This is a genomic window from Campylobacter sp. CNRCH_2015_0814 (genome assembly GCF_025772765.1).
GTDB lineage: Bacteria > Campylobacterota > Campylobacteria > Campylobacterales > Campylobacteraceae > Campylobacter_D.
Map to the genome: position 1 here is coordinate 65,237 of NZ_JAKMSR010000001.1, position 20,219 is coordinate 85,455.

The following is a 20,219-nucleotide window of genomic DNA, read 5'->3' on the forward strand; positions in this document are numbered from 1 at the left end:
GAGGGTTTATTTTGATTAATCTATTACTTTATAATTATAAGGTTTTAGATTTTTATCATCTTCAAGAAGTTTTGCTGGTGGATTACCATTTACTTCTTGGTGTTTATAGTAGCGATCTCCTGCTTTGTTGCCATTTAGATCTACTTTATAGTGAATTTCACCTGGATTTAATTTTTGAATATCTTCAAAACCTAAATTTGAAGTTTTGAAATCTTTAATACCATTTTTGGCCGCAATTTCTACTAATTTAGTTTGTCCTTGTCTTGACATATCAACTGATTGTAAAAGCATTCTTGAAGCTTCTCTAGGATTGTGGAATCCTGTTGAGTTTTCAGCACCTACAAAGTCTGCTCTTACTTGAGATTTTCTATGAAGTTCTAATACTTCTTTTAATTCAGCTGAAATTTTAGCATCATCTGCTTTGCCATTAGTTTGGAATTTAGGCATTTTTCCAAGCTCTGCGCGAATAGTTTCTACATCTTTAATCAAGCTTACTAAAGAATATTCAGCTGTTCTTAAATCATGAGCTACTGAATTTTGAATATCTTTTACTTGTTTAGCTAGATAGCTTTCGCTTTGAGTATGGCAAGTTTTACAAGCTGAATTAATATCAACTAAAGGCGAGGTGATGTTATGGTTGGTAACTTTTTTTGCACCTTTTCTAATATAAGGCATATGACAATCTGCGCAACTTACACCATTTGCAGCATGTACTCCACCACTATAAAGCTCGCTTTCTGGGTGTTGAATTTTTAGCATAGGTGCTTTAGTGATTTTATGAACCCAATCACTTGGGAAATTTTCTCTATTTTTTTCATAATAATCATCAAACATTTCTATTCTAAATGGCTCACCTTTTTTCCACTCACTCCATGGATAGGTTAACTCTATACCATCAACCTCAATTTCAATTGGTTTATTTCCATCTCTCCAAGAGTCAAATTCATCATAAGTTTTTTGTGTACCATTCCACCATTTTTTAGAACTATCATTAGCAATACTTTCACCGATAGTTTTTACTTTAGTACCTGTTGGTTTGAAATAATATTCAACGTGACATTGAGAGCATACTAAAGTTCTCATCTCGCTTCTTGAAGCTTTAATGCCTTGTTTTTCATCTGCCTCATAGCCTCTTGAAATTAATGCATTAATTAAAGCTGGTCTTGTAAGTCTTAAACTCATGTCTGTTGGGTTGTGACAATCTGCACATGTTACACCCATTCTTTTTCCACCATGAGGTCCACTGTGCTCAGGCGAGTTTTCTTTAGCTCCATTTACCGCAGGAACTGTTTTAATCATAGTCCAATATTTTGCAGAGTTAAATGCCACCCAATCACCTTTTGCGGTGTTGTTTAAAAGCCAAGGAGTCCATCCGCTATGGCAATTCATACAAGCTGTTGGTTGACCACCAAATCCTGCAAAGCCATGTGCATTTAAGAAATCTTTGTTATTTCTAGCTGTATCCATTTGATCTACTTGAACCCAAAAGTGTCCTCTTTCTTCATTAGCATCAATGCTAAATGGATAACCCGCCCAAAGAACAGTTAGTTGTGGATAGCGGATTAGTTTTGAATAAGCTAAATTTCCACCAAATTCTGTTGCATTAGGTGCTTGTTTTTCCACTGCTGTATGCATATCTAAATAATCAGGAAAATTCTTTCCCCAATAATCAAAAGTAGGGTTTTCATCGCCAAGTTTTACAATTTCTTGAGAAATGATTCCACCTACTGAATCATTTGTTTTAGCTGTGATATCTTGATTTAACCACAATACGCCCGCAATAGCTACTATAGTAGCACTTATAGCACTATATAAAATGCCTTTATTATTCATTAATTACTCCTTTCATTTAAAATCCTCTCTTATGACCAACACCTTGGTGACAAGATACACAACTTAAGGAATTATCTTTATGTGGATCTAGAGTAGGGTTGATAGTGTTGCTCGCAATTTCTTTATGACATTCTATGCAGTTATTTTGGACTATTTCTTTACTTTTTGTATTTGCACTTAAATGTGTAGGTAAAGAATCAAGTTTAAAAGTAAATGCATAAGCATGTCCTAAACCACTTTGAGCTTTAGCAATCCATTTTTCAAAAAAGCTATGTGGTAAATGACAATCATTACAGGTTGCTCTTGGTTTACCATCAACTTCTTTAGAGTGTGAAGCTTTTAAATAATCATTATAAACTTCGTTCATAATATGACAATTATTACAGCTTTCACTAGCATCGCTAAAATAAGAAGTGCCTTTAGCATTATGGAAAGTATACATTCCAACTCCTGCTAAAATTACAAGCAAGAAGAGGAAAACAGCAAAAAGTTTTGAGTTTGCTTTTTTCAAAGTCTCTCCTTTGAATGAAGTTTAAGTTACAAGAACTTAAGTATAATTATATTATCTATAAAATCTTAAAAAGTAAATATAAATTTATTATTTATTTATAATTTTTTTAATAAGATAAAAAAAGTATTATTTTTTTATATAAATTTATTTACTATTATAAAAATAAAATAAATTTTAATAAAAGAAATACTAAAATATTAAATACTAGAAAATAAGGCAGGTGTATTATGCAAATTCAACCATCAATGTATATTAATAGAGAACTTTCTTGGCTTGCATTTAACTCCCGTGTTTTAGATCAATGTTCTAAAGATCTTCCTTTGCTTGAAAAACTTAAATTTATAGCTATATATTGTACAAATTTAGATGAGTTTTATATGATAAGGGTAGCTGGATTAAAACAGCTTTTTATAGCAGGAATAAGCACAGCAAGTAATGATGAAATGACTCCTCTTGCGCAACTTAAAGCCATTAGAAATTATTTACATGAAGAAAAATATGTAGTAGAGCAGTATTTTACTAAAATAACTCAAGATTTAGAAAAAGAAAATTTGTTTATTCGTTTATATGAAGAACTTGATGAGGATTTAAAACAACAATGTAATGAGCATTTTTTCTCTAATATTTTTCCTGTAATAGTGCCTATTGCGGTTGATGCAACCCATCCTTTTCCGCATTTAAATAATCTTTCGTTTTCTTTGGCGGTAAAGCTTTGTGATCCTATGCATCCTGAACTTTTAAAATTTGGCATGATACGTATACCTAGGGTTTTACCAAGATTTTATCAAGTAAGTTCGAATATTTATGTGCCTATAGAAAGTATAGTACGCCATCATACTGAACATATTTTTCCTGGTTATAAGCTTTTATCATCTGCTGCTTTTAGGGTAACTAGAAATGCAGATATGGAAATAGAAGAAGAAGAGGCTGATGATTTTATGTTGATTTTAGAGCAGGGTTTAAAGCTTCGTAGAAAAGGTGCTTTTATACGCTTGCAAATAGAAAAAGGCGCAGATGAGCAGTTGATTGAATTTTTAAGTTCTCATATGAATATTTTTCATAAAGACATTTATGAATACAGCATACTTTTAAATTTACCATCACTGTGGCAAATCATTTCTAATAAAGAATTTACACACTTACTAAACCCTGTGTATACACCAAAGATTTTACCACCTTTTGGAGATAATGTATCTATTTTTAGTGCAATTGATAAACAAGATATATTGGCTATACAGCCTTATGAAAGTTTTGAGCCTGTATATCAATTTATCAAAGAAGCAAGTAAAGATCCTAAGGTTGTTTCTATAAGAATGACTCTTTATAGGGTAGAAAAAAATTCAAACATAGTCCAAGCTTTAATTGATGCAGCCAGTGATGGCAAGCAAGTTACAGTAATGGTGGAATTAAAAGCACGCTTTGATGAGGAAAATAATTTGCACTGGGCAAAATCATTAGAAAATGCAGGGGCTCATGTGGTGTATGGAATCACTGGTTTTAAAGTGCATGCAAAAGTAGCTCAAGTGATTAGAAAAGAAGGGGATAAATTAAAAATTTATAATCATTTAAGTACAGGCAATTATAATGCAAGTTCAGCTAAAATTTATACTGATGTGAGTTATTTTACTTCTAAAGAAGAATACTCTCAAGATACTACAACTTTTTTTCATATACTTTCAGGATATAGCAAAAGCCGTCGATTAAAGACTTTATCAATGAGTCCAAAGCAAATCAAAGAACGAATTTTAGATATGATAGCTACAGAAGCAAGTCATGGAAAAGATGGGGTAATCATAGCCAAAATGAATGCTTTAGTAGATGGTGATGTGATTAAAGCTTTATATGAGGCTTCAAATAAGGGTGTTAAAATAGATCTTATTGTGCGTGGAATTTGTTGTTTAAGACCTGGAGTAAAAGGATATAGTGAAAATATAAAAGTTAGAAGTATAGTGGGAAAATATTTAGAGCATGCTAGAATTTTATATTTTAAACACACTGAGCCAAATTATTTTATTTCAAGTGCTGATTGGATGCCAAGAAATTTAGAAAGAAGACTGGAATTAATGACTCCTATTTTTGATGAGCATTCACGTGCAAAATTAGCCCAAATTTTAAAACTGCAATTAAGTGATAATGATTTAGCTTATGAGTTAGATAGTGAAGGAAGATATCGTAAGGTTACTTTAAATGAAGCAGAAAAAATTAATAATTCTCAGCAAATCTTAGAAGAATATATTAGTAGAATTTTTAATACCTTGAAAAAAGATACTGATCATAGTAGAGCAACACACTTAGCAACGAAGCTTTTTAGGGATAGCTAATCCTTGCTTTTTTAGCAAGGATTATTTCCAACCTTCTATGTAATTTTTAAGTTTTCTACCAACTTTTGGGTGTTTGAGTTTTTTTATAGCTGAGCTTTCTATTTGTCTTACTCTTTCTCTTGTGACATTTAGTTCTTTACCGATTTCTTCTAAGGTTCTATCACTCTCATCATCCATTAAGCCAAAACGCATTCTAATAACAGCTTTTTCTCTATCATTAAGCTGATCTAAAACTTCATCAATTTGTTCTTTTAAATCATCTTTTAAGATGTGATCCATAGGTGAAATTGAAGTTCTATCTTCTACAAAGTCTCCAAATTTACCATCATCTTCATTGCTAATAGGCGCTTCTAGAGAAATTGGTTCTTTAGTGATTTTAATCACTTGTTTTACTTTATCTATGCTAAGTCCCACTTCTTTAGCAATAATACTTACATCAGGTTCTTTACCTTCTTTTTGTAAGTATTCACGAATGATTTTATTGATTTGATTAATAGTTTCTATCATATGAATAGGAATTCTAATCGTTCTTGCTTGATCGGCAATTGCTCTTGAAATAGCTTGTCTAATCCACCAAGTTGCATAGGTTGAAAACTTATAACCGCGTTTGTATTCAAATTTATCTACCGCTTTCATTAAGCCTATATTGCCCTCTTGGATCAAATCTAAAAATGGCAATCCACGATTAGTGTATCTTTTAGCAATACTTACAACCAAGCGTAAATTTGATTTTGCCATTCTAGTTTTAGCTTCATCTGAGATTTTTTTACCACGTTTGATTTGCTCTAGAATTTCTTTTAGTTGATCTTTTTCTAAATCAAAAGAATTTTGACTAGCCTCTTTGGTTTGAATGAGTTTTTTTATCTCCATATAAGTGCTTACCATGGTAGTTTCTAGTGCGCGTTCAGCGATTTCTTCTTTGCTAAGTTTGGTAATATCTTTTAAGATATCTTGGTGTCTTTGTTTTAATTCTTCTGAAAACATTGGTAAGCGATATTCTAAGCGTTTTAATTCTTTGTCAAATTCTTCATCGCTTTTTAAAGCTGTTTCCATGGATTTTACGATTTCAGAGATAAGTTTTGAAGTTGGACCTAGATCCATTAGTTTTTCTTTTAATATATTTTTCTTAAAAGCAATTATGAGTTTATCCAATAATTCATCATCGTTTTTTTCTGCATTAATAGTAGATATGGTTTTTAACCATTCTTTTTTTGCTTTTTCTAAGGCCTTAAAACTTTCTATAACTTTTAAGGTTCTTTCGTCTTCTTTTTTGCTTACTTTTTTGGGTTTTTTTTCGCTTGAGCTTTCATTTTCCTCGTTTTCATTTTCTTCTTCAGAGTCTATTTCGTCATCACTTTTATCATCATCACTTTTATCATCATCTTCAAAGCTTTTAAAAAGCTCTTTTACTCTTCTTTCTCTATTGATTAAAGGTTCTTTATAATCAAGTATAAAATCTATCAAATAAGGAACCGAGCAAAAAGCATCAATGATAATGTCTTCACCTAGCTCAATTTTTTTAGAAATTTCAACTTCCTCGTCCTTGTTTAAAAGAGCAATTTGTCCCATTTCTCTTAAATACATTCTAACAGGAGAGTCTGATCTACTCCATTCAAGCAAATCGTTTTCATTGGCTAAATCAAATTCATTTTCTAAACTTGTATCTTGTAATTTTTGTTTTTCTTCTTGTAGTTTTTTTGCTTCTTCTAAATTTCTTTTTTTAGCAATTTCAGCTGAAGAAATTAATTCTACTTTATGTTTATCCATTAAATCGCGGATTTTTTTTGCACTTGTTGCATTTGGAAGCTTTGCAAAATACTTGACAAGTTTTTCATATGTGATATAATCTTTAGAATTTTCTTTGAAAAGTTCTTCTAAAACATTAGTTTCATTAGCCATGGATACCCCTTGTATTTAAGTAATGAGTGTAAAACTAAATATTATGCCTAAAAATTAATTAAAAACAAATAAAAACATTTTGGAATAGCTTTTGCTTTATCGTGTAGAAAATTAAGATTTTAGTTAGGAAAAACAATGCAAAATGGGTATTATCAAGCCACTGGTGCTATGGTTACGCAGTTTAATCGCTTAGATGTTGTAACTAATAACCTAGCAAATGTAAATACAAGTGGCTATAAAAGAGATAATGTTGTTATTGCAGATTTTAAAAGGATTTTTAAAGAAACTCAAGATGAGTTACCTATACAAAATCATACAAGAGATGCTGCAAGATTTGTAAATACAACTATAGATAGGGTTCCACAAGTTAATCACGTCTATACAAATTTTAGCGTAGGTTCTATGAAAATGACGCATAATCCTTTGGATTTAGCTCTTACTCGTGAGGATACTTTTTATTTAATTAAAACAAATAATGGTGAGGTAAGATTGAGTCAAGATGGAAATTTCCAGCTTGATGATGAGGGATATTTGGTAAATCGTCAAGGGTATAGAGTTTTAAGCAGTGATTATTTTAACAATCCTGAAAACGATGGTATACGCATAGGAAATTCCACTTCTTTTATTAATGTGGATAAAAATGGAATCATCAGTGCATCTAATCAAGATATAGCAAGATTATTCGTAGCGCAAGTTGATGATTTAAGAGATTTGCAAAAAGATGGCGATAATATGTATAAAATCGATAATTTAAACAAAATTAGAGATTTGCCAAATTCAAATGCCATTAAGCAAGGTTTTACTCAAGGTTCAAATGTTAATCCAGTTACAGAAATGGTAGGATTAATCGAAGCAAATAGAATGGTTGAGATGTATCAAAAAGTTATGACATCTCATATGGATGATTTAAATCAAGAAGCTATTAATAAATTAGCAAGTACTAAATAAAACTAAGGATAGATAAAATGTTAAGATCATTGTACACAGCAGCATCAGGGATGGTATCACAACAAACACAAATTGATGTAACTTCAAATAATATTTCAAATGTTAATACAGTAGGTTACAAAAAATCGCGTGCGGAATTTGCAGATTTGATGTATCAAACGATGAAATACGCAGGTACTTCAACCTCAAGTACCACAAAACACCCAAGTGGTATAGAAGTGGGTCTTGGTTCAAGAGTGACAGCTGTGAGTAAAATTTTTAGTGAAGGTAGTTTAAAACAAACATCAACTTCAGGTCTTGATATGGCAATTGCTGGTAATAATGGCTTTTTCCAAATTCAAATGCCTGATGGAACTATAGCTTATACTAGAAATGGTCAATTTACCAAAGATGCTGAAGGAAATATTGTAAATTCAGATGGTTATAGACTTTTGCCGGAAATGACTATACCTGAGGATGCTACAGCTATTAACGTAGCAAGTGATGGAACGGTTTCTGTTATGCAGCCAGGAAATACAGCTGAAACTCAAATAGGTCAAATTGAACTTGTAAATTTTATTAATCCTGCAGGTTTACATGCTTTAGGGGATAATCTTTTGGTAGAAACTGATGCAAGTGGAGCACCTATTGCAGGTATAGCAGGTGAGAATGGATTTTCTGTTATCAAACATGGCTTTGTGGAACTTAGTAATGTTCAGCTTGTAGAAGAAATGACTGATCTTATTACAGGGCAAAGAGCTTATGAAGCTGGCTCAAAGGCAATCACTACAAGTGATGATATGCTTGGAATTGTAAATCAATTAAAACGCTAGAATTAACTAGCGTTTTATAATATGCAAAAAATATTAAAAAAATACTAAAAAACTCCTATTTATAAATACTTATAAAATATTCTTTATTATAATGTAAATTTAAACTAATCATAGTAATATTATATTCATGTATTCTTTATATACATAAATAAACAATAACGAGGGATATAATGAACAGAAGGGACTTCATTAAAAATACCGCTATTGCTAGTGCTTGTGGTGTTGCGGGTCTTAGTGTTCCAAGTAGTGTGCTTGCAAATACTGAGAATAAATGGCGTTGGGATAAAGCTGTTTGTAGATTTTGTGGTACAGGCTGTGGAATTTTAGTTGCAAGTTTAGATGGCAAAATTGTCGCTGTAAAAGGAGACCCAGCAGCTCCGGTAAATCGTGGATTAAATTGTATTAAAGGTTATTTTAATGCAAAAATTATGTATGGAGAAGACCGTTTAGTAACACCTTTACTTCGTGTAAATGCAAAAGGTGAGTTTGATAAAAAAGGAAAATTTCAACAAGTTTCTTGGCAAAGAGCTTTTGATGAAATGGAAAAACAATTCAAAAAAGCCTACAAAGAAAAAGGTGTTGAGGGGATTGGAATTTTTGCAAGTGGTCAATATACTATACAAGAAGGATATGCTGCTGCAAAATTAGTAAAAGCTGGTTTTAGATCAAATAATATAGACCCAAATGCACGTCATTGTATGGCTAGTGCTGTTGTTGGTTTTATGCAAACTTTTGGGGTTGATGAGCCTTCTGGTTGTTATGATGATATAGAGCTTACTGATACTATTATTACTTGGGGTGCAAATATGGCAGAAATGCATCCGATTTTATGGTCAAGGGTAAGTGATAGAAAATTAAGTAATTTAGATAAAGTTAAAATCGTAAATTTATCTACTTTTTCTAATAGAACTTCTCATATAGCAGATACTGAAATCATTTTCAAACCAAATACTGATTTAGCTATTTGGAATTATATCGCTAGAGAGATTGTTTATAATCATCCTGAAGCTATGGATAAAGAATTTATTGAAAAACATTGTATTTTTACAACAGGTTATGCTGATATTGGTTATGGAATGAGAAATAATCCAAACCATCCTAAATTTAAAGCAAGTGAAAAAGATACCGTAGCAAAACAAAATGCTATTATTGTAGATGAAGAAGAAGCAGTATCTTTGGCTTATTTGGGTGTAAAAGCAGGCGATAAATTTGAAATGAAACACCAAAATGCTCCTGATGCGCATTGGGAAATTTCATTTGAAGATTTCAAAAAAGCTTTAGAGCCTTATACACTTGATTATGTTGCTAAAGTTGCTAAGGGTAATGAAGATGAAAGCATAGAAGAATTTAAGAAAAAACTTCAAGAATTAGCAAATTTATATATAGAAAAAAATAGAAAAGTTGTAAGCTTTTGGACTATGGGCTTTAATCAACACACAAGAGGTACTTGGGTAAATGAGCAAGCTTATATGGTGCATTTTTTACTTGGTAAACAAGCTAAGCCAGGAAGTGGTGCGTTTTCATTAACAGGACAACCAAGTGCTTGTGGAACTGCAAGAGAAGTAGGGACTTTTTCGCATCGTTTACCTGCTGATATGGTGGTTGCAAATCCTAAACACAGAGAAATTAGTGAAAAAATTTGGAAAGTTCCTGCAAAAACAATCAATCCTAAACCAGGTGCTCCATACTTAAAAATCATGAGAGATTTAGAAGATGGAAATATCAAATTTGCTTGGGTGCAAGTAAATAATCCTTGGCAAAATACAGCCAATGCAAATCACTGGATAGCAGCGGCTAGAGAAATGGATAATTTTATCGTTGTGAGTGATTGTTACCCAGGAATTAGTGCTAAGGTGGCAGATTTAATTTTACCAAGTGCTATGATTTATGAAAAATGGGGTGCTTATGGTAATGCTGAAAGAAGAACTCAACACTGGAAGCAACAAGTGCTGCCTGTAGGTGAAGCTATGAGTGATACTTGGCAAATCATGGAATTTGCAAAACGCTTTAAATTAAAAGAAGTTTGGGGCGAAACTAAGGTAAATGATAAGCTTACCTTGCCAAGTGTTTTAGAAGAAGCTAAAGCTATGGGTTATAGCGAAGATGATACTTTATATGATGTATTATTTGCTAATAAAGAAGCAAAATCTTTTAAAGCTAAAGATAATATTGCAAAAGGATTTGATAATTCTGAAGTATTTGGTGATGAGAGAAAAGTTATAGGTAGTGATGGTAAAGAATTTGAAGGTTATGGATTTTTTGTACAAAAATATCTATGGGAAGAATACCGCAAATTTGGTTTAGGTCATGGACATGATTTAGCTGATTTTGATACTTATCATAAAGTAAGAGGTTTAAGATGGCCTGTGGTAAATGGTAAAGAAACCCAATGGAGATTTAATACTAAATTTGACTATTATGCTAAAAAAGCTGCTCCAAATTCAGACTTTGCGTTCTATGGTGATTTTGCTAAAGAATTACCAAAAGGAGATTTACTAGCTCCACAAACTAAAGAAAAATACAGTTTAAAAAACAAAGTAAAAATTTTCTTTAGACCATTTATGAAAGCACCTGAAAAACCAAGCGAAGAATATCCATTCTGGCTATGTACTGGTAGGGTTTTAGAGCATTGGCATAGTGGAACTATGACTATGAGAGTTCCTGAGCTTTTCCGTGCAGTACCTGAAGCACTTTGTTATATGAATGAAGATGATGCTAAGGCTATGAAAATTAATCAAGGTGATATCGTATGGGTAGAATCACGTCGTGGTAAAGTAAAAGCTAGAGTAGATTTTCGTGGTAGAAATAAACCTTCTAAAGGCCTTGTGTATGTGCCTTGGTTTGATGAGAATGTATATATAAACAAAGTTACACTAGATGCAACTTGTCCGTTGTCTAATCAAACAGATTTCAAAAAATGTGCCGTAAAAATTACTAAAGCATAAAAATGAAAAATAGAAGAGAATTTTTAGCCTTTGCTTTTAAGCTTTTATGCATAGGAAGCGGAAGTGCATTTTTAGCAAGTTTAGCATTTAGCTCAAATCAGGAGTATTTTTTAAGACCTCCTGGGGCAGATGATGAAAAAGAATTTTTATCAAAATGTATACGATGTGGACTTTGTGTAAAAGCCTGTCCTTATGATGTTTTAAAGTTAGCAAATTTAGAAAATAGTGCTAAAAATGGTACACCTTTTTTTGTAGCAAGAGAAAATCCTTGCAGATTGTGCGAGGATATACCTTGTATAAGGGATTGTCCTACAAATGCTCTAGATCATAAATATCTAGAGCAAAATAATGGAATTTATAAAACAAAAATGGGTATAGCTATAATTGATAGTGCAAGTTGTGTTGCTTATTGGGGAATTCAATGTGATGCTTGTTATAGAGCTTGTCCTCTAATGGATAAAGCATTAAAACTTGAAACAAAACGCAACGAAAGAACAGCAAAGCATGCATTTTTACTACCTGTGGTAGATCATGAAGTGTGTGTTGGATGTGGGATTTGTGAAAAAGCTTGTATAACACAAAAAGCAGCCATTAAAGTTTTACCTAGAGAATTTGTTTTAGGAAAAGCTGGGGATAATTACATCAAAGGTTGGGATGAAAAAGATGAAAAACGTTTACAAGATGTAAACACAGATAAAAAATTCAATAAAAATAAGGCTAAAGATTATCTTAACGATGGAGAATTGCTATGAAGTATCTTATTTTAAGAAGAATAGTGCAATTGTCTATTTTAACTTTTTTTTCTTTTGGTGTATTTAATTTTATATTAAAAGGAAATTTAAGCTCTTCGGTTTTATTTTCTTCGGTGCCACTAAGTGATCCTTTTGCATTTATTCAACTTGCTTTAGCAAGTTTGCAAGTAGATTTGATGGCTTTAAGTGGTGCTTTGATAGTATTTTTGTTTTATGCTATTTTTGCTGGAAGAGCGTTTTGTGCTTGGGTTTGTCCTGTCAATATCATTACTGATTTTGCTTATTTTATTAGAAATAAATTAGGTTTTAATCAAGCAAGAGTTTTTAATGTAAATAAAAATTTGCGTTATTATGTTTTAGCTTTTGTTTTGATTTTTTCTTTTCTTTTTTCTTTTCCTGTTTTTGAGGAATTTTCTTATATAGGAATAATCCAAAGAGGGATTATTTTCGGTGGTGTTTCTTGGCTTTTTATGGCTTTGATCATTTTTTGTATAGATACATTTTTTAGTCCAAGATTTACTTGTTCGCATTTTTGTCCTTTAGGGGCTTTTTGGGCTTTAAGTTCGCATTTTTCATTGCTAAAAGTAAGATACAACTTGCAAAAATGCACTAAGTGTTATAAATGTCTTGGAGTGTGCCCTGAAAAACAAGTGCTTTGGATGATAGGTAAAGAAAATCAAGATGTAAAATCAGGTGAATGTATAAGATGTGGAAAATGTATTGATATTTGCGGTGATGATGCTTTAGGTTTTAGTATAATAAATTTAAGGAGAGAAAATGAAAAATAAAATCTTTTTATCCTTAGCAGCAGCTGTTTTAATAAGTGCTTGTGGGCTTGCTGTTAAAAGTGTTGATTCAAAAGATATAGGTTTAAGAAAAACAAGTTTAGAAAGTGAAAATGTAGAATTATTGGACGCAAAATATTCTCAAGCAGTGGCTGGTGAGTCTGTTTTGATTGAAAGATCGTTTGAAAATGCTCCGCCATTAATCCCGCACACTTTAGAGGATATGCTTCCAATTACTAAAGATAATAATATTTGCTTAAGTTGTCATGATAAGACTATTGCTAAAGATGTTGGAGCTACACCACTTCCAAGTAGTCATTATTTTGATTTAAGAAAAAACAAATCTACTAAAGATATGATAAGCGATGCAAGATTTAATTGTACACAATGTCATGTGCCACAAAGTGATGCTAAACCTTTGGTAGGAAACAGCTTTGAAGCAAAATTTAAAAGCGAAGAATCAAAGAAAAAATCTAATCTTTTAGATGTTTTAAATGAAGGTGTAAAATAAAATTATGAAAAAAATGTTTTTAATCTTACTAATGAGTATTTATGCATTGAGTTATGAGCTTAAGCTTGATTCAAATTTAAACGCTTTAAAGCTTGTTGATAATAGTTTGCTTATAGGACTTGATAATGGAGAGATAAAACAATATTTCCTTAAAGATAAAAAAATGCAAAAAATCACTCAGCTAGATAAGATTAAAAATTTTTACGAAGAAAATCTTAGCTCCAGAATTTATAGTATTGATTACTTAAATGGGGCTATTTTGATTTTAAGTGAAGGTGATTTTGGAAGTAAAAAATTATATGTTTATAAAAATAAACAACTTTTAAGCTATGATTTAGCTAATGATGGAGCAAAAAAAGCTTTGTTTTTAGATGATAATACTGTTTTATTAGCCTTGCTAGGTTCTAATATAGAGCTTTTTGATCTAAAAACAAAAAGCGTTGTAAAAAATTTTACTTTTTCTAGTTCAAGCTTAAGTGATGTGGTTTTAAATGAAACTAAAACTCAATTAGTGGCAGGTTTTGAAAGTGGCGAGCTAATGCTTTTTGATGTGAAGAAATGGCAAAAAATAAAAAGTTATAAGAATATTCACAAGGATAATATTTATCAACTTGATTTTAAAAACACAATTATTGCAAGCTGTAGTACTGATAGAAAATTGGGCATAGTGCAAAATGATCAAGAAAAAAATATAGAAAGAGATTTTTTGATTTATACTTGTGCTTTAAATGAAAATGGTTCTATAGCGGCTTTTGGAGATAATGAAAAAAATATCATAGAACTTATAGATACTAAAAATTTAAAAACAATAAAAAGATTCCAAAATAAAGATTTTTTGCTAGAATATCTTATATTTTTAAATGAACATGAGCTTATTAGTGCAGGTTATGAAGATAAAATTATATTTTGGAGTATAGATGAATCTTTCTAGTGTGTTGATTTTAACTAAAGAAGAAAAAGTAGAAAAACTCAAAGAGCAAATTCAAAAAACACCTTGTTGTAGTGTGGAATTAGCTCAGGATGAAAAAATTATAGTAGTAGTAGAAAGTGAAAATTTAGATGATGAGTTAAAAGCATATAAACAATTAGAACAGCTTGATGGGGTAGTGAGTATTAATATGGTTTTTTCTTATCAGGATTTAGACGAAGAAAGAGAAAAAATTTTAAAAGCAAATTTTGAGGCAAATGTTTTTGATGAGAATTTAAAAAAAGATAATATAGAATACTATGGCAATGTCTTTAGAAAGTATTGATTATGGTTTTTTTGATTCCTTTGATTTTTATCATTTCTTCTGTTTTTATTATTGATCATTTTTATTTTTCTAAGGAAAATGAAGTAGTAAAACAACAAAAGCAAATAGAACAAAAAAATATTAAGCAAGATAAACAAAAATACCTTGAAAATATATTAAATCAAAAATAATCATGTATACACAAATTTCATATAAAAAATTCTTTTGGATTAATATTTTAGTTGTAATTACCCTTGCTTTAAATTTAAGAGCACCTATAACCTCTATAGGTCCTATGATAGAATACATTCAAGAATATTATAAGATAAATTCCGCTTTAGCAGGTATGCTTACAACTTTACCTTTGATAGCCTTTGGGCTTATATCTTTTTTCGTGGCGTATTTTTCGCAAATTAAAGCTTTGTTTTTTGCTTTGTGTTTAATTGTTTTTGGAGAGTTTATTAGAAGTTATGGGGGTAATATAGGTTTATTTTCTGGGGTTTTTCTAATTGGGGCAGGCATTGCAATAGCTAATGTTTTATTACCTTCTTTTGTAAAAGAAAAATTTGCAAAAAATGCTTATAAGATTATGGGCTTATATGGATCAATTATAGGTTTATCTTCAATTGCTGGAGTGGCCTTATCACTTCCTTTGCTTAAAATTTTTGAGGTGCCTCAAGCTATGTTTTTTTGGGTTGTTTTAGCTTTGATTGCTTTGATTTTTTATTTTCCACATTTGAAAAACAAAAGATTATTACGTCCTAAGAAGAAAAACATCAATAAAATAAATCTTTTTTTGAATTTAACAGCTTGGAAAGTTACTATTGTAATGGGACTGCAAAGTTTTTTATCTTATAGTCTTTTTGCTTGGCTTAGTGTGATGATAAGTGAAAAAGGTTTTGGAATTGATTTTGGTTCTAATGTTTTGTTACTTTCTCAAATCATAGGCATGCCTGTGGCGTTTTTATTGCCTATTGTTTTAGGAAAACTAAGAGCTCATGCTAAGGGTTTTGTTATTATAATATTAGGTTTTTTATATGTTTTAAGTTTTATTTTGGTGTTTTTTTGTGATGTAAAATTAGTATTGTTATTAGCAGCTATTTTCTTAGGTTTTGCATCTAGTGGGGTTTTTACAATTTCATTATTGTTTATTGCTATAAAAAGTTCAACTTCTTTTATAGCAGCTAAACTTTCTGCCATGTCACAAGGCATAGGGTATTTAATAGCAGCTCAAGCACCTTGGATTATAGGTATGCTCCATGATAGTTTTGGAAATTTTACTTTAGGCTTTATCATGCTTATTACGGTAGCTATAATACTTAATATTTTTGTATTTTTAGCATATAAAGCTCCTGTGATTAAGTAAAAATTAAAATAAATTAAAGTCTTTTTTGTTAGAATTTTGACATTTTATTTTTTGTGAGTTGATAATGCGATATACAGTAACAGAAGCCTCTATTTATGAAGCACAAGGTTTAAAAGATGAAGCTTTGGAGATTTATAAAAATATATTAAAGCAAGATCCGCAAAATAAAAATGCTATTGATGCTATAAGGCGTTTAAGTGGTTTGCGCTCTAATCATGAAGATTTAAATTATGATATGCTTGATTTTTTTGTTAATATGAAAAGCGAAGAAGAAGTTAATGAATTTAAAAGGTGGTTAATAAAACTATGAATATAGAAGATTTAGCAAAAATGGCCATAAGTGAAGTTAATTCAGAGTTAGATAATAAAAAAAGTAAAAATGATGAATTTACTCCTATGGTAGAGGAAATTACTCAAGAAAAAAATACTAACATCCAAGAAGATAAAATAAAAAAAGAGATTAATCAAGTTGCACAAGAATTGATCCAAGAATTAGATGATTTAGAAGTAAAAGTTAAAGAAGATAAGCAAGCTATGGCTATTAAAGTTGAAGCTTTAGAGGAAAAAGAAGAAAATATTATAAATAATGAAGAATTTTTCTTAAAAAATCTCAGAGAGCGTATTTTGGTTTTATTTGAAGGATTAAAAAATACTAAAGATGAGCATATAGAAAAAAGACTAGATATTACAATTACTTTTTTAGAGTTTTTACTTGCAAAGATTGAAGATAGACTTAAAAAATGATCATGATTTTTTAAGAATTAAAAATATACTTAAACCTTACACACAAAGAGCTTATTTGGTAGGTGGTTGTGTAAGGAATTCTTTTTTAGATTTATCTAGTGATGATTATGATATAGAAATTTATGATATTGAGCCTAAGCTTTTTGATGAGCTTATGCAAAAACTTGGTGCAAATGGAGTAGGAAAAAGTTTTTTTGTATATAAATACAAAAAATTTGATTTAGCTCTAGCGCGTTATGAAAATAAAATTTCTACAGGCCATAGAGGTTTTGAGGTTAAAGTTTGTAATGATGAACAAGAAGGAGCTAAAAGAAGGGATTTTACCATTAATGCATTGATGGTAAATATTTTTGATTTTAAGTTTTTAGATTTTTTTAATGGTTTGCAAGATTTACAAGCAAAGATTATAAGACATATTGATGATATAAGTTTTGTTGAAGATAGCTTAAGAGTGCTTCGTGGAATTTCTTTTGCATGCAGGTTTGATTTAACAATTGCAAAAGAAAGTTTAAAATTAATGCAAACTATGGATATAAGTGATTTATCTAAAGAACGCATTAATAACGAACTTTACAAAATTTTTAAAACTTCAAGGCTAAATAAAGCTTATGAGTATTTAAAAATTTTAAATTTAGAAGAAAAAATCTTTTTTTATCAAAGCTGTAATGAAGAATTTGAAAAACTTTTAGAACAAAGTCAAAAATTAATTTATGATGAGGCTTTGTATTTATATTTGTATTTGAATTTTTTTCATATAAATAAAGAGATTTTTTTTAAAAAAACAAAATTAAAAAAAGAACTATTAAAAAAATGTGAACAAGAGTTTATTTTAGGTAAAATTGATGATTTTAATTTAGCTAAAATTGCTTTGAAAATGCCACTTTGTAAATGGCTTGGGCTTTGGGATAATGAGCGTATAACACAAGCAAAGAAATTAAATTTATATCATCATGCTTTTGAAAGTAAAATTAGTGCAAATGATTTACTAAAGGAAGGATTTAGTGGGAAAGAGCTTGGGGTTGAGCTTGAAAAAAGAAGATTACAAGAATTAAAAAACTATATAAAGGAGTAAAAATGAATGAATATATTTTAAAAATTTCAAGTAGTGATGAAAAAGGATTGATTTATAGAATTTCAGATGTTATTTTGAAATATAGAATCAACATTATAAAAAATGATGAATTTGTTGGAGAAAATCGTTTTTTCTTTAGGGCGCATTTAGAAGGTGAGCTTGATATAAAAGCTTTTAAAGGAACGCTTGAGGCTATGCTTCCTGATAATGCACAAATTGAAATTACACCAAAGAGGAAAAAAGATATTATTGTTTTAGCTACCAAAGAAACTCATTGTTTGGGTGAATTACTTATTCGCCAATTTAGTGGGGAATTTAACGCAAATATTAAAGCAGTTATTGCAAATTATGAGGTGTTAAAACCTTTAGTGGATAAATTTAACATACCTTTTCATACTATTTTAGCGCAGGATTTAAGTAGGCAAGAGCATGAAGAAAAATTACTAGAGTGTTTAAAACAATACGAGTTTGATTATATTGTTTTAGCAAAATATATGAGAATATTATCTCCATCTTTTGTGGAGCATTTTGAAGGAAAGATTATTAATATCCACCATTCTTTTTTACCTGCATTTATAGGAGCTAATCCTTATAAGCAAGCTTATGAAAGAGGAGTGAAGATTATAGGCGCAACAGCACATTTTGTAAATAATAACTTAGATGAGGGACCAATTATTACTCAAGATGTTATACCAGTTACTCATGAATATTCTTGGCAGGCTATGCAACAAGCAGGACGTAATGTGGAAAAAAATGTTTTTTCTAAGGCTTTGGATTTGGTCTTTGATGATAGGATTTTTATACACGAAAATAAAACGATAGTGTTTTAAATTTTTGATGCCAAAAAGGCATCAAAAATTAGCAAGAATAACAAGTTTTAAACTCATATGCAGTTGGTCTAGCTTCTACAGGCCATACTTGGGTTTCAAATTTCATATGTTGATAATCATCAATAAACACATCACTCATAACAGGTTTTAAGAAAGCATTTTTTCTAATGAGTGCTTCTAAAGATCCTCTTAAAGTGTGAGGTAATTGCTCTATACCTTTTTCTCTAATCTCATCTAGGGTTAGTGCAAATAAATTTTCATCCATAGGGCCAACCGGTATGGTTTTGTTTTTAATACCATCAAGTCCTGCCATAAGCAAGCTTGTAAAAGCTAGGTAAGGATTAGAAGTGCTATCAGGAAATCTTATTTCTACTCTTGCACTTTTTTCGTTAATACCATAAGGAACACGACAACTTGCAGAGCGATTTTGACAAGAATAAGTTAATATACAAGGTGCTTCAAAACCTGGAACTATTCTTTTATAGGAATTTGAGCTAGGATTGGTAAATGCGGCAACACTTCTTGCATTAGCTAAAATTCCACCAATGTAATTAATCGCACATTCGCTTAATTTTCCATAGCCTTCTTTATCATAGAATAAATTTACTCCATCTTTCCAAAGACTCATATGTACATGCATACCACTTCCATTATCTCCATAGAGTGGTTTTGGCATAAAAGTTGCTGTTTTTCCATTTAAATGTGCTACCATTTTTACTACATATTTGTAAATTTGTACATTATCAGCAGCTTCAACTAAATTTCCAAATTCTACACCAATCTCAGCTTGTCCTTGTGCTACTTCATGGTGATGTACGAAAGTTTTTAAACCCACTCTTTCTAAAACTTGCACCATTTCAGCTCTAATATCTACACTAGAATCAATAGGGCTTACAGGAAAATACCCACCTTTATTTCTTGGGCGATGTCCGCTATTGTAACTATCTGTGAAATCTTTATTATCATTCCATTCACCTTCTTCAGTATCTACTTCATATTTTGCACAATGAGAAGAATCAACTATTTTTACATTATCAAAAATAAAAAATTCATTTTCAGGACCAAAATAAGCTGTATCGGCGATATTGCTTGTACTTAAGTGTTGCATTGCTTTTTTGGCAATACTTCTTGGACATTTTTCATACATTTGATCTTTATAAATATCATATACATCACAAATTACTATGATAGTAGGATCTGCTGTAAATGGATCTAAGAATGCACTTTCTACATCAGGTTTTAAAATCATATCCGATTTTTCTATAGGTTGCCAACCGTGTAAAGAGCTTGCATCAAAAGGAATTCCATTTTCAAAAGTTTTATCATCAATTGCTTTTATATTGTAAGTAATATGGTGCCAAGTACCTATCATATCAGTAAATCTAAAATCAACAAATAAAACTTCATGTTCTTGACAATAACTAAAAAACTCACCAATGTTATTTACAAACTTACCCATTTTCTCTCCTTTTTAATAGGTATTAATTTATTTTTTAAGATTGTAGTATATTTTTATTAAATTAAGTTTAAATTAATATTTTTTTTATGGTCAAATACAAAAAAATATTAATTTATATAATTAATTAACAAAATTAATATTGGTTTATATTTTTTTATAATATAATTTCACATTAGTTTTTTATATTAAAAAGGTGTAA

Annotated in this window: 19 protein-coding genes; 15 read left to right on the forward strand and 4 right to left on the reverse strand. The window is 30.3% G+C overall.

Going from position 1 to position 20,219, the window contains the following annotated elements:
* Positions 1-15: 15 nt before the first annotated feature.
* Together L8X24_RS00335 and nrfH are read right to left on the reverse strand one after the other, a co-directional pair.
* The gene (locus L8X24_RS00335) at positions 16-1,833 is read right to left on the reverse strand and encodes an ammonia-forming cytochrome c nitrite reductase subunit c552 (protein WP_263663115.1); all 1,818 of its coding nucleotides are present in this window, start codon (positions 1,831-1,833) and stop codon (positions 16-18) included.
* Positions 1,834-1,849: 16 nt separating this feature from the next.
* On the reverse strand, positions 1,850-2,344 hold the full coding sequence (gene nrfH, locus L8X24_RS00340) for a cytochrome c nitrite reductase small subunit (RefSeq protein WP_263663116.1): 495 nt from the start codon (positions 2,342-2,344) through the stop codon (positions 1,850-1,852).
* A 227-nt stretch (positions 2,345-2,571) separates the two neighbouring features.
* Here nrfH and L8X24_RS00345 point away from each other — a divergent pair, with 227 nt between their 5' ends.
* Complete coding sequence (locus L8X24_RS00345) at positions 2,572-4,665, forward strand: RNA degradosome polyphosphate kinase (RefSeq protein ID WP_263663117.1); 2,094 nt, start codon at positions 2,572-2,574, stop codon at positions 4,663-4,665.
* Positions 4,666-4,686: 21 nt separating this feature from the next.
* Here the strand turns inward: L8X24_RS00345 and rpoD are convergent, their stop codons facing one another.
* Complete coding sequence (gene rpoD, locus L8X24_RS00350; RefSeq protein WP_263663118.1) at positions 4,687-6,564, reverse strand: RNA polymerase sigma factor RpoD; 1,878 nt, start codon at positions 6,562-6,564, stop codon at positions 4,687-4,689.
* Positions 6,565-6,699: 135 nt separating this feature from the next.
* Between rpoD and L8X24_RS00355 the strand changes: the two genes are divergently transcribed.
* The 14 genes from L8X24_RS00355 to purU all read left to right on the forward strand — a co-directional run bounded on the left by L8X24_RS00355 (position 6,700) and on the right by purU (position 18,561).
* The gene (locus tag L8X24_RS00355) at positions 6,700-7,512 is read left to right on the forward strand and encodes a flagellar hook-basal body protein (protein ID WP_039668554.1); all 813 of its coding nucleotides are present in this window, start codon (positions 6,700-6,702) and stop codon (positions 7,510-7,512) included.
* A gap of 17 nt (positions 7,513-7,529) precedes the next feature.
* A complete protein-coding gene (flgG, locus tag L8X24_RS00360) occupies positions 7,530-8,324 on the forward strand; it encodes a flagellar basal-body rod protein FlgG (protein WP_039626513.1) in 795 nt (264 codons plus the stop codon).
* Positions 8,325-8,494: 170 nt separating this feature from the next.
* The gene (gene napA / locus L8X24_RS00365) at positions 8,495-11,269 is read left to right on the forward strand and encodes a periplasmic nitrate reductase subunit alpha (RefSeq protein WP_263663119.1); all 2,775 of its coding nucleotides are present in this window, start codon (positions 8,495-8,497) and stop codon (positions 11,267-11,269) included.
* Positions 11,270-11,271: 2 nt separating this feature from the next.
* On the forward strand, positions 11,272-12,021 hold the full coding sequence (napG, locus tag L8X24_RS00370; protein WP_263663120.1) for a ferredoxin-type protein NapG: 750 nt from the start codon (positions 11,272-11,274) through the stop codon (positions 12,019-12,021).
* On the forward strand, positions 12,018-12,809 hold the full coding sequence (gene napH, locus L8X24_RS00375) for a quinol dehydrogenase ferredoxin subunit NapH (RefSeq protein WP_263663121.1): 792 nt from the start codon (positions 12,018-12,020) through the stop codon (positions 12,807-12,809). The genes napG and napH overlap by 4 nt, the downstream gene beginning before the upstream one ends.
* Positions 12,799-13,317, forward strand: coding sequence for a nitrate reductase cytochrome c-type subunit (locus L8X24_RS00380; RefSeq protein ID WP_263663122.1), 519 nt, complete (start codon positions 12,799-12,801; stop codon positions 13,315-13,317). Before napH ends, L8X24_RS00380 begins: the two co-directional genes overlap by 11 nt.
* A gap of 4 nt (positions 13,318-13,321) precedes the next feature.
* On the forward strand, positions 13,322-14,248 hold the full coding sequence (locus L8X24_RS00385; RefSeq protein WP_263663123.1) for a WD40 repeat domain-containing protein: 927 nt from the start codon (positions 13,322-13,324) through the stop codon (positions 14,246-14,248).
* The gene (locus L8X24_RS00390) at positions 14,235-14,570 is read left to right on the forward strand and encodes a chaperone NapD (protein WP_263663124.1); all 336 of its coding nucleotides are present in this window, start codon (positions 14,235-14,237) and stop codon (positions 14,568-14,570) included. The genes L8X24_RS00385 and L8X24_RS00390 overlap by 14 nt, the downstream gene beginning before the upstream one ends.
* 2 nt (positions 14,571-14,572) lie before the next feature.
* Positions 14,573-14,740, forward strand: coding sequence for a hypothetical protein (locus tag L8X24_RS00395; protein ID WP_257396760.1), 168 nt, complete (start codon positions 14,573-14,575; stop codon positions 14,738-14,740).
* A gap of 2 nt (positions 14,741-14,742) precedes the next feature.
* Positions 14,743-15,915 (forward strand): MFS transporter, encoded by a 1,173-nt coding sequence (locus tag L8X24_RS00400; RefSeq protein ID WP_263663125.1) that lies wholly within the window; start codon positions 14,743-14,745, stop codon positions 15,913-15,915.
* 61 nt (positions 15,916-15,976) lie between these two features.
* Complete coding sequence (locus tag L8X24_RS00405) at positions 15,977-16,225, forward strand: hypothetical protein (RefSeq protein ID WP_087699331.1); 249 nt, start codon at positions 15,977-15,979, stop codon at positions 16,223-16,225.
* Positions 16,222-16,659: an effector protein CiaD gene (gene ciaD / locus L8X24_RS00410; RefSeq protein WP_263663126.1), complete on the forward strand. Its 438-nt coding sequence runs from the start codon at positions 16,222-16,224 to the stop codon at positions 16,657-16,659. The genes L8X24_RS00405 and ciaD overlap by 4 nt, the downstream gene beginning before the upstream one ends.
* Positions 16,628-17,731 carry a CCA tRNA nucleotidyltransferase gene (locus L8X24_RS00415; RefSeq protein WP_263663127.1) on the forward strand — a complete coding sequence of 368 codons (1,104 nt, stop codon included), beginning with the start codon at positions 16,628-16,630 and terminating at the stop codon, positions 17,729-17,731. Before ciaD ends, L8X24_RS00415 begins: the two co-directional genes overlap by 32 nt.
* A 2-nt stretch (positions 17,732-17,733) precedes the next feature.
* The gene (gene purU / locus L8X24_RS00420; RefSeq protein WP_263663128.1) at positions 17,734-18,561 is read left to right on the forward strand and encodes a formyltetrahydrofolate deformylase; all 828 of its coding nucleotides are present in this window, start codon (positions 17,734-17,736) and stop codon (positions 18,559-18,561) included.
* A 28-nt stretch (positions 18,562-18,589) separates the two neighbouring features.
* On the opposite strand, the gene glnA is transcribed toward purU, so the two are convergent.
* The gene (gene glnA, locus L8X24_RS00425; protein WP_263663129.1) at positions 18,590-20,020 is read right to left on the reverse strand and encodes a type I glutamate--ammonia ligase; all 1,431 of its coding nucleotides are present in this window, start codon (positions 20,018-20,020) and stop codon (positions 18,590-18,592) included.
* Positions 20,021-20,219 lie beyond the last annotated feature (199 nt).

Bases quoted from the DNA above. Each gene is read 5' to 3' on its own strand.
- napG (WP_263663120.1), top strand. From the start codon at position 11,272: ATGAAAAATAGAAGAGAATTTTTAGCCTTTGCTTTTAAGCTTTTATGC.
- L8X24_RS00390 (WP_263663124.1), top strand. From the start codon at position 14,235: ATGAATCTTTCTAGTGTGTTGATTTTAACTAAAGAAGAAAAAGTAGAA.
- napH (WP_263663121.1), top strand. From the start codon at position 12,018: ATGAAGTATCTTATTTTAAGAAGAATAGTGCAATTGTCTATTTTAACT.
- L8X24_RS00345 (WP_263663117.1), top strand. From the start codon at position 2,572: ATGCAAATTCAACCATCAATGTATATTAATAGAGAACTTTCTTGGCTT.
- L8X24_RS00385 (WP_263663123.1), top strand. From the start codon at position 13,322: ATGAAAAAAATGTTTTTAATCTTACTAATGAGTATTTATGCATTGAGT.
- napA (WP_263663119.1), top strand. From the start codon at position 8,495: ATGAACAGAAGGGACTTCATTAAAAATACCGCTATTGCTAGTGCTTGT.
- rpoD (WP_263663118.1), bottom strand. From the start codon at position 6,564: ATGGCTAATGAAACTAATGTTTTAGAAGAACTTTTCAAAGAAAATTCT.
- ciaD (WP_263663126.1), top strand. From the start codon at position 16,222: ATGAATATAGAAGATTTAGCAAAAATGGCCATAAGTGAAGTTAATTCA.
- L8X24_RS00400 (WP_263663125.1), top strand. From the start codon at position 14,743: ATGTATACACAAATTTCATATAAAAAATTCTTTTGGATTAATATTTTA.
- L8X24_RS00380 (WP_263663122.1), top strand. From the start codon at position 12,799: ATGAAAAATAAAATCTTTTTATCCTTAGCAGCAGCTGTTTTAATAAGT.
- flgG (WP_039626513.1), top strand. From the start codon at position 7,530: ATGTTAAGATCATTGTACACAGCAGCATCAGGGATGGTATCACAACAA.
- glnA (WP_263663129.1), bottom strand. From the start codon at position 20,020: ATGGGTAAGTTTGTAAATAACATTGGTGAGTTTTTTAGTTATTGTCAA.
- L8X24_RS00395 (WP_257396760.1), top strand. From the start codon at position 14,573: ATGGTTTTTTTGATTCCTTTGATTTTTATCATTTCTTCTGTTTTTATT.
- purU (WP_263663128.1), top strand. From the start codon at position 17,734: ATGAATGAATATATTTTAAAAATTTCAAGTAGTGATGAAAAAGGATTG.
- L8X24_RS00335 (WP_263663115.1), bottom strand. From the start codon at position 1,833: ATGAATAATAAAGGCATTTTATATAGTGCTATAAGTGCTACTATAGTA.
- L8X24_RS00355 (WP_039668554.1), top strand. From the start codon at position 6,700: ATGCAAAATGGGTATTATCAAGCCACTGGTGCTATGGTTACGCAGTTT.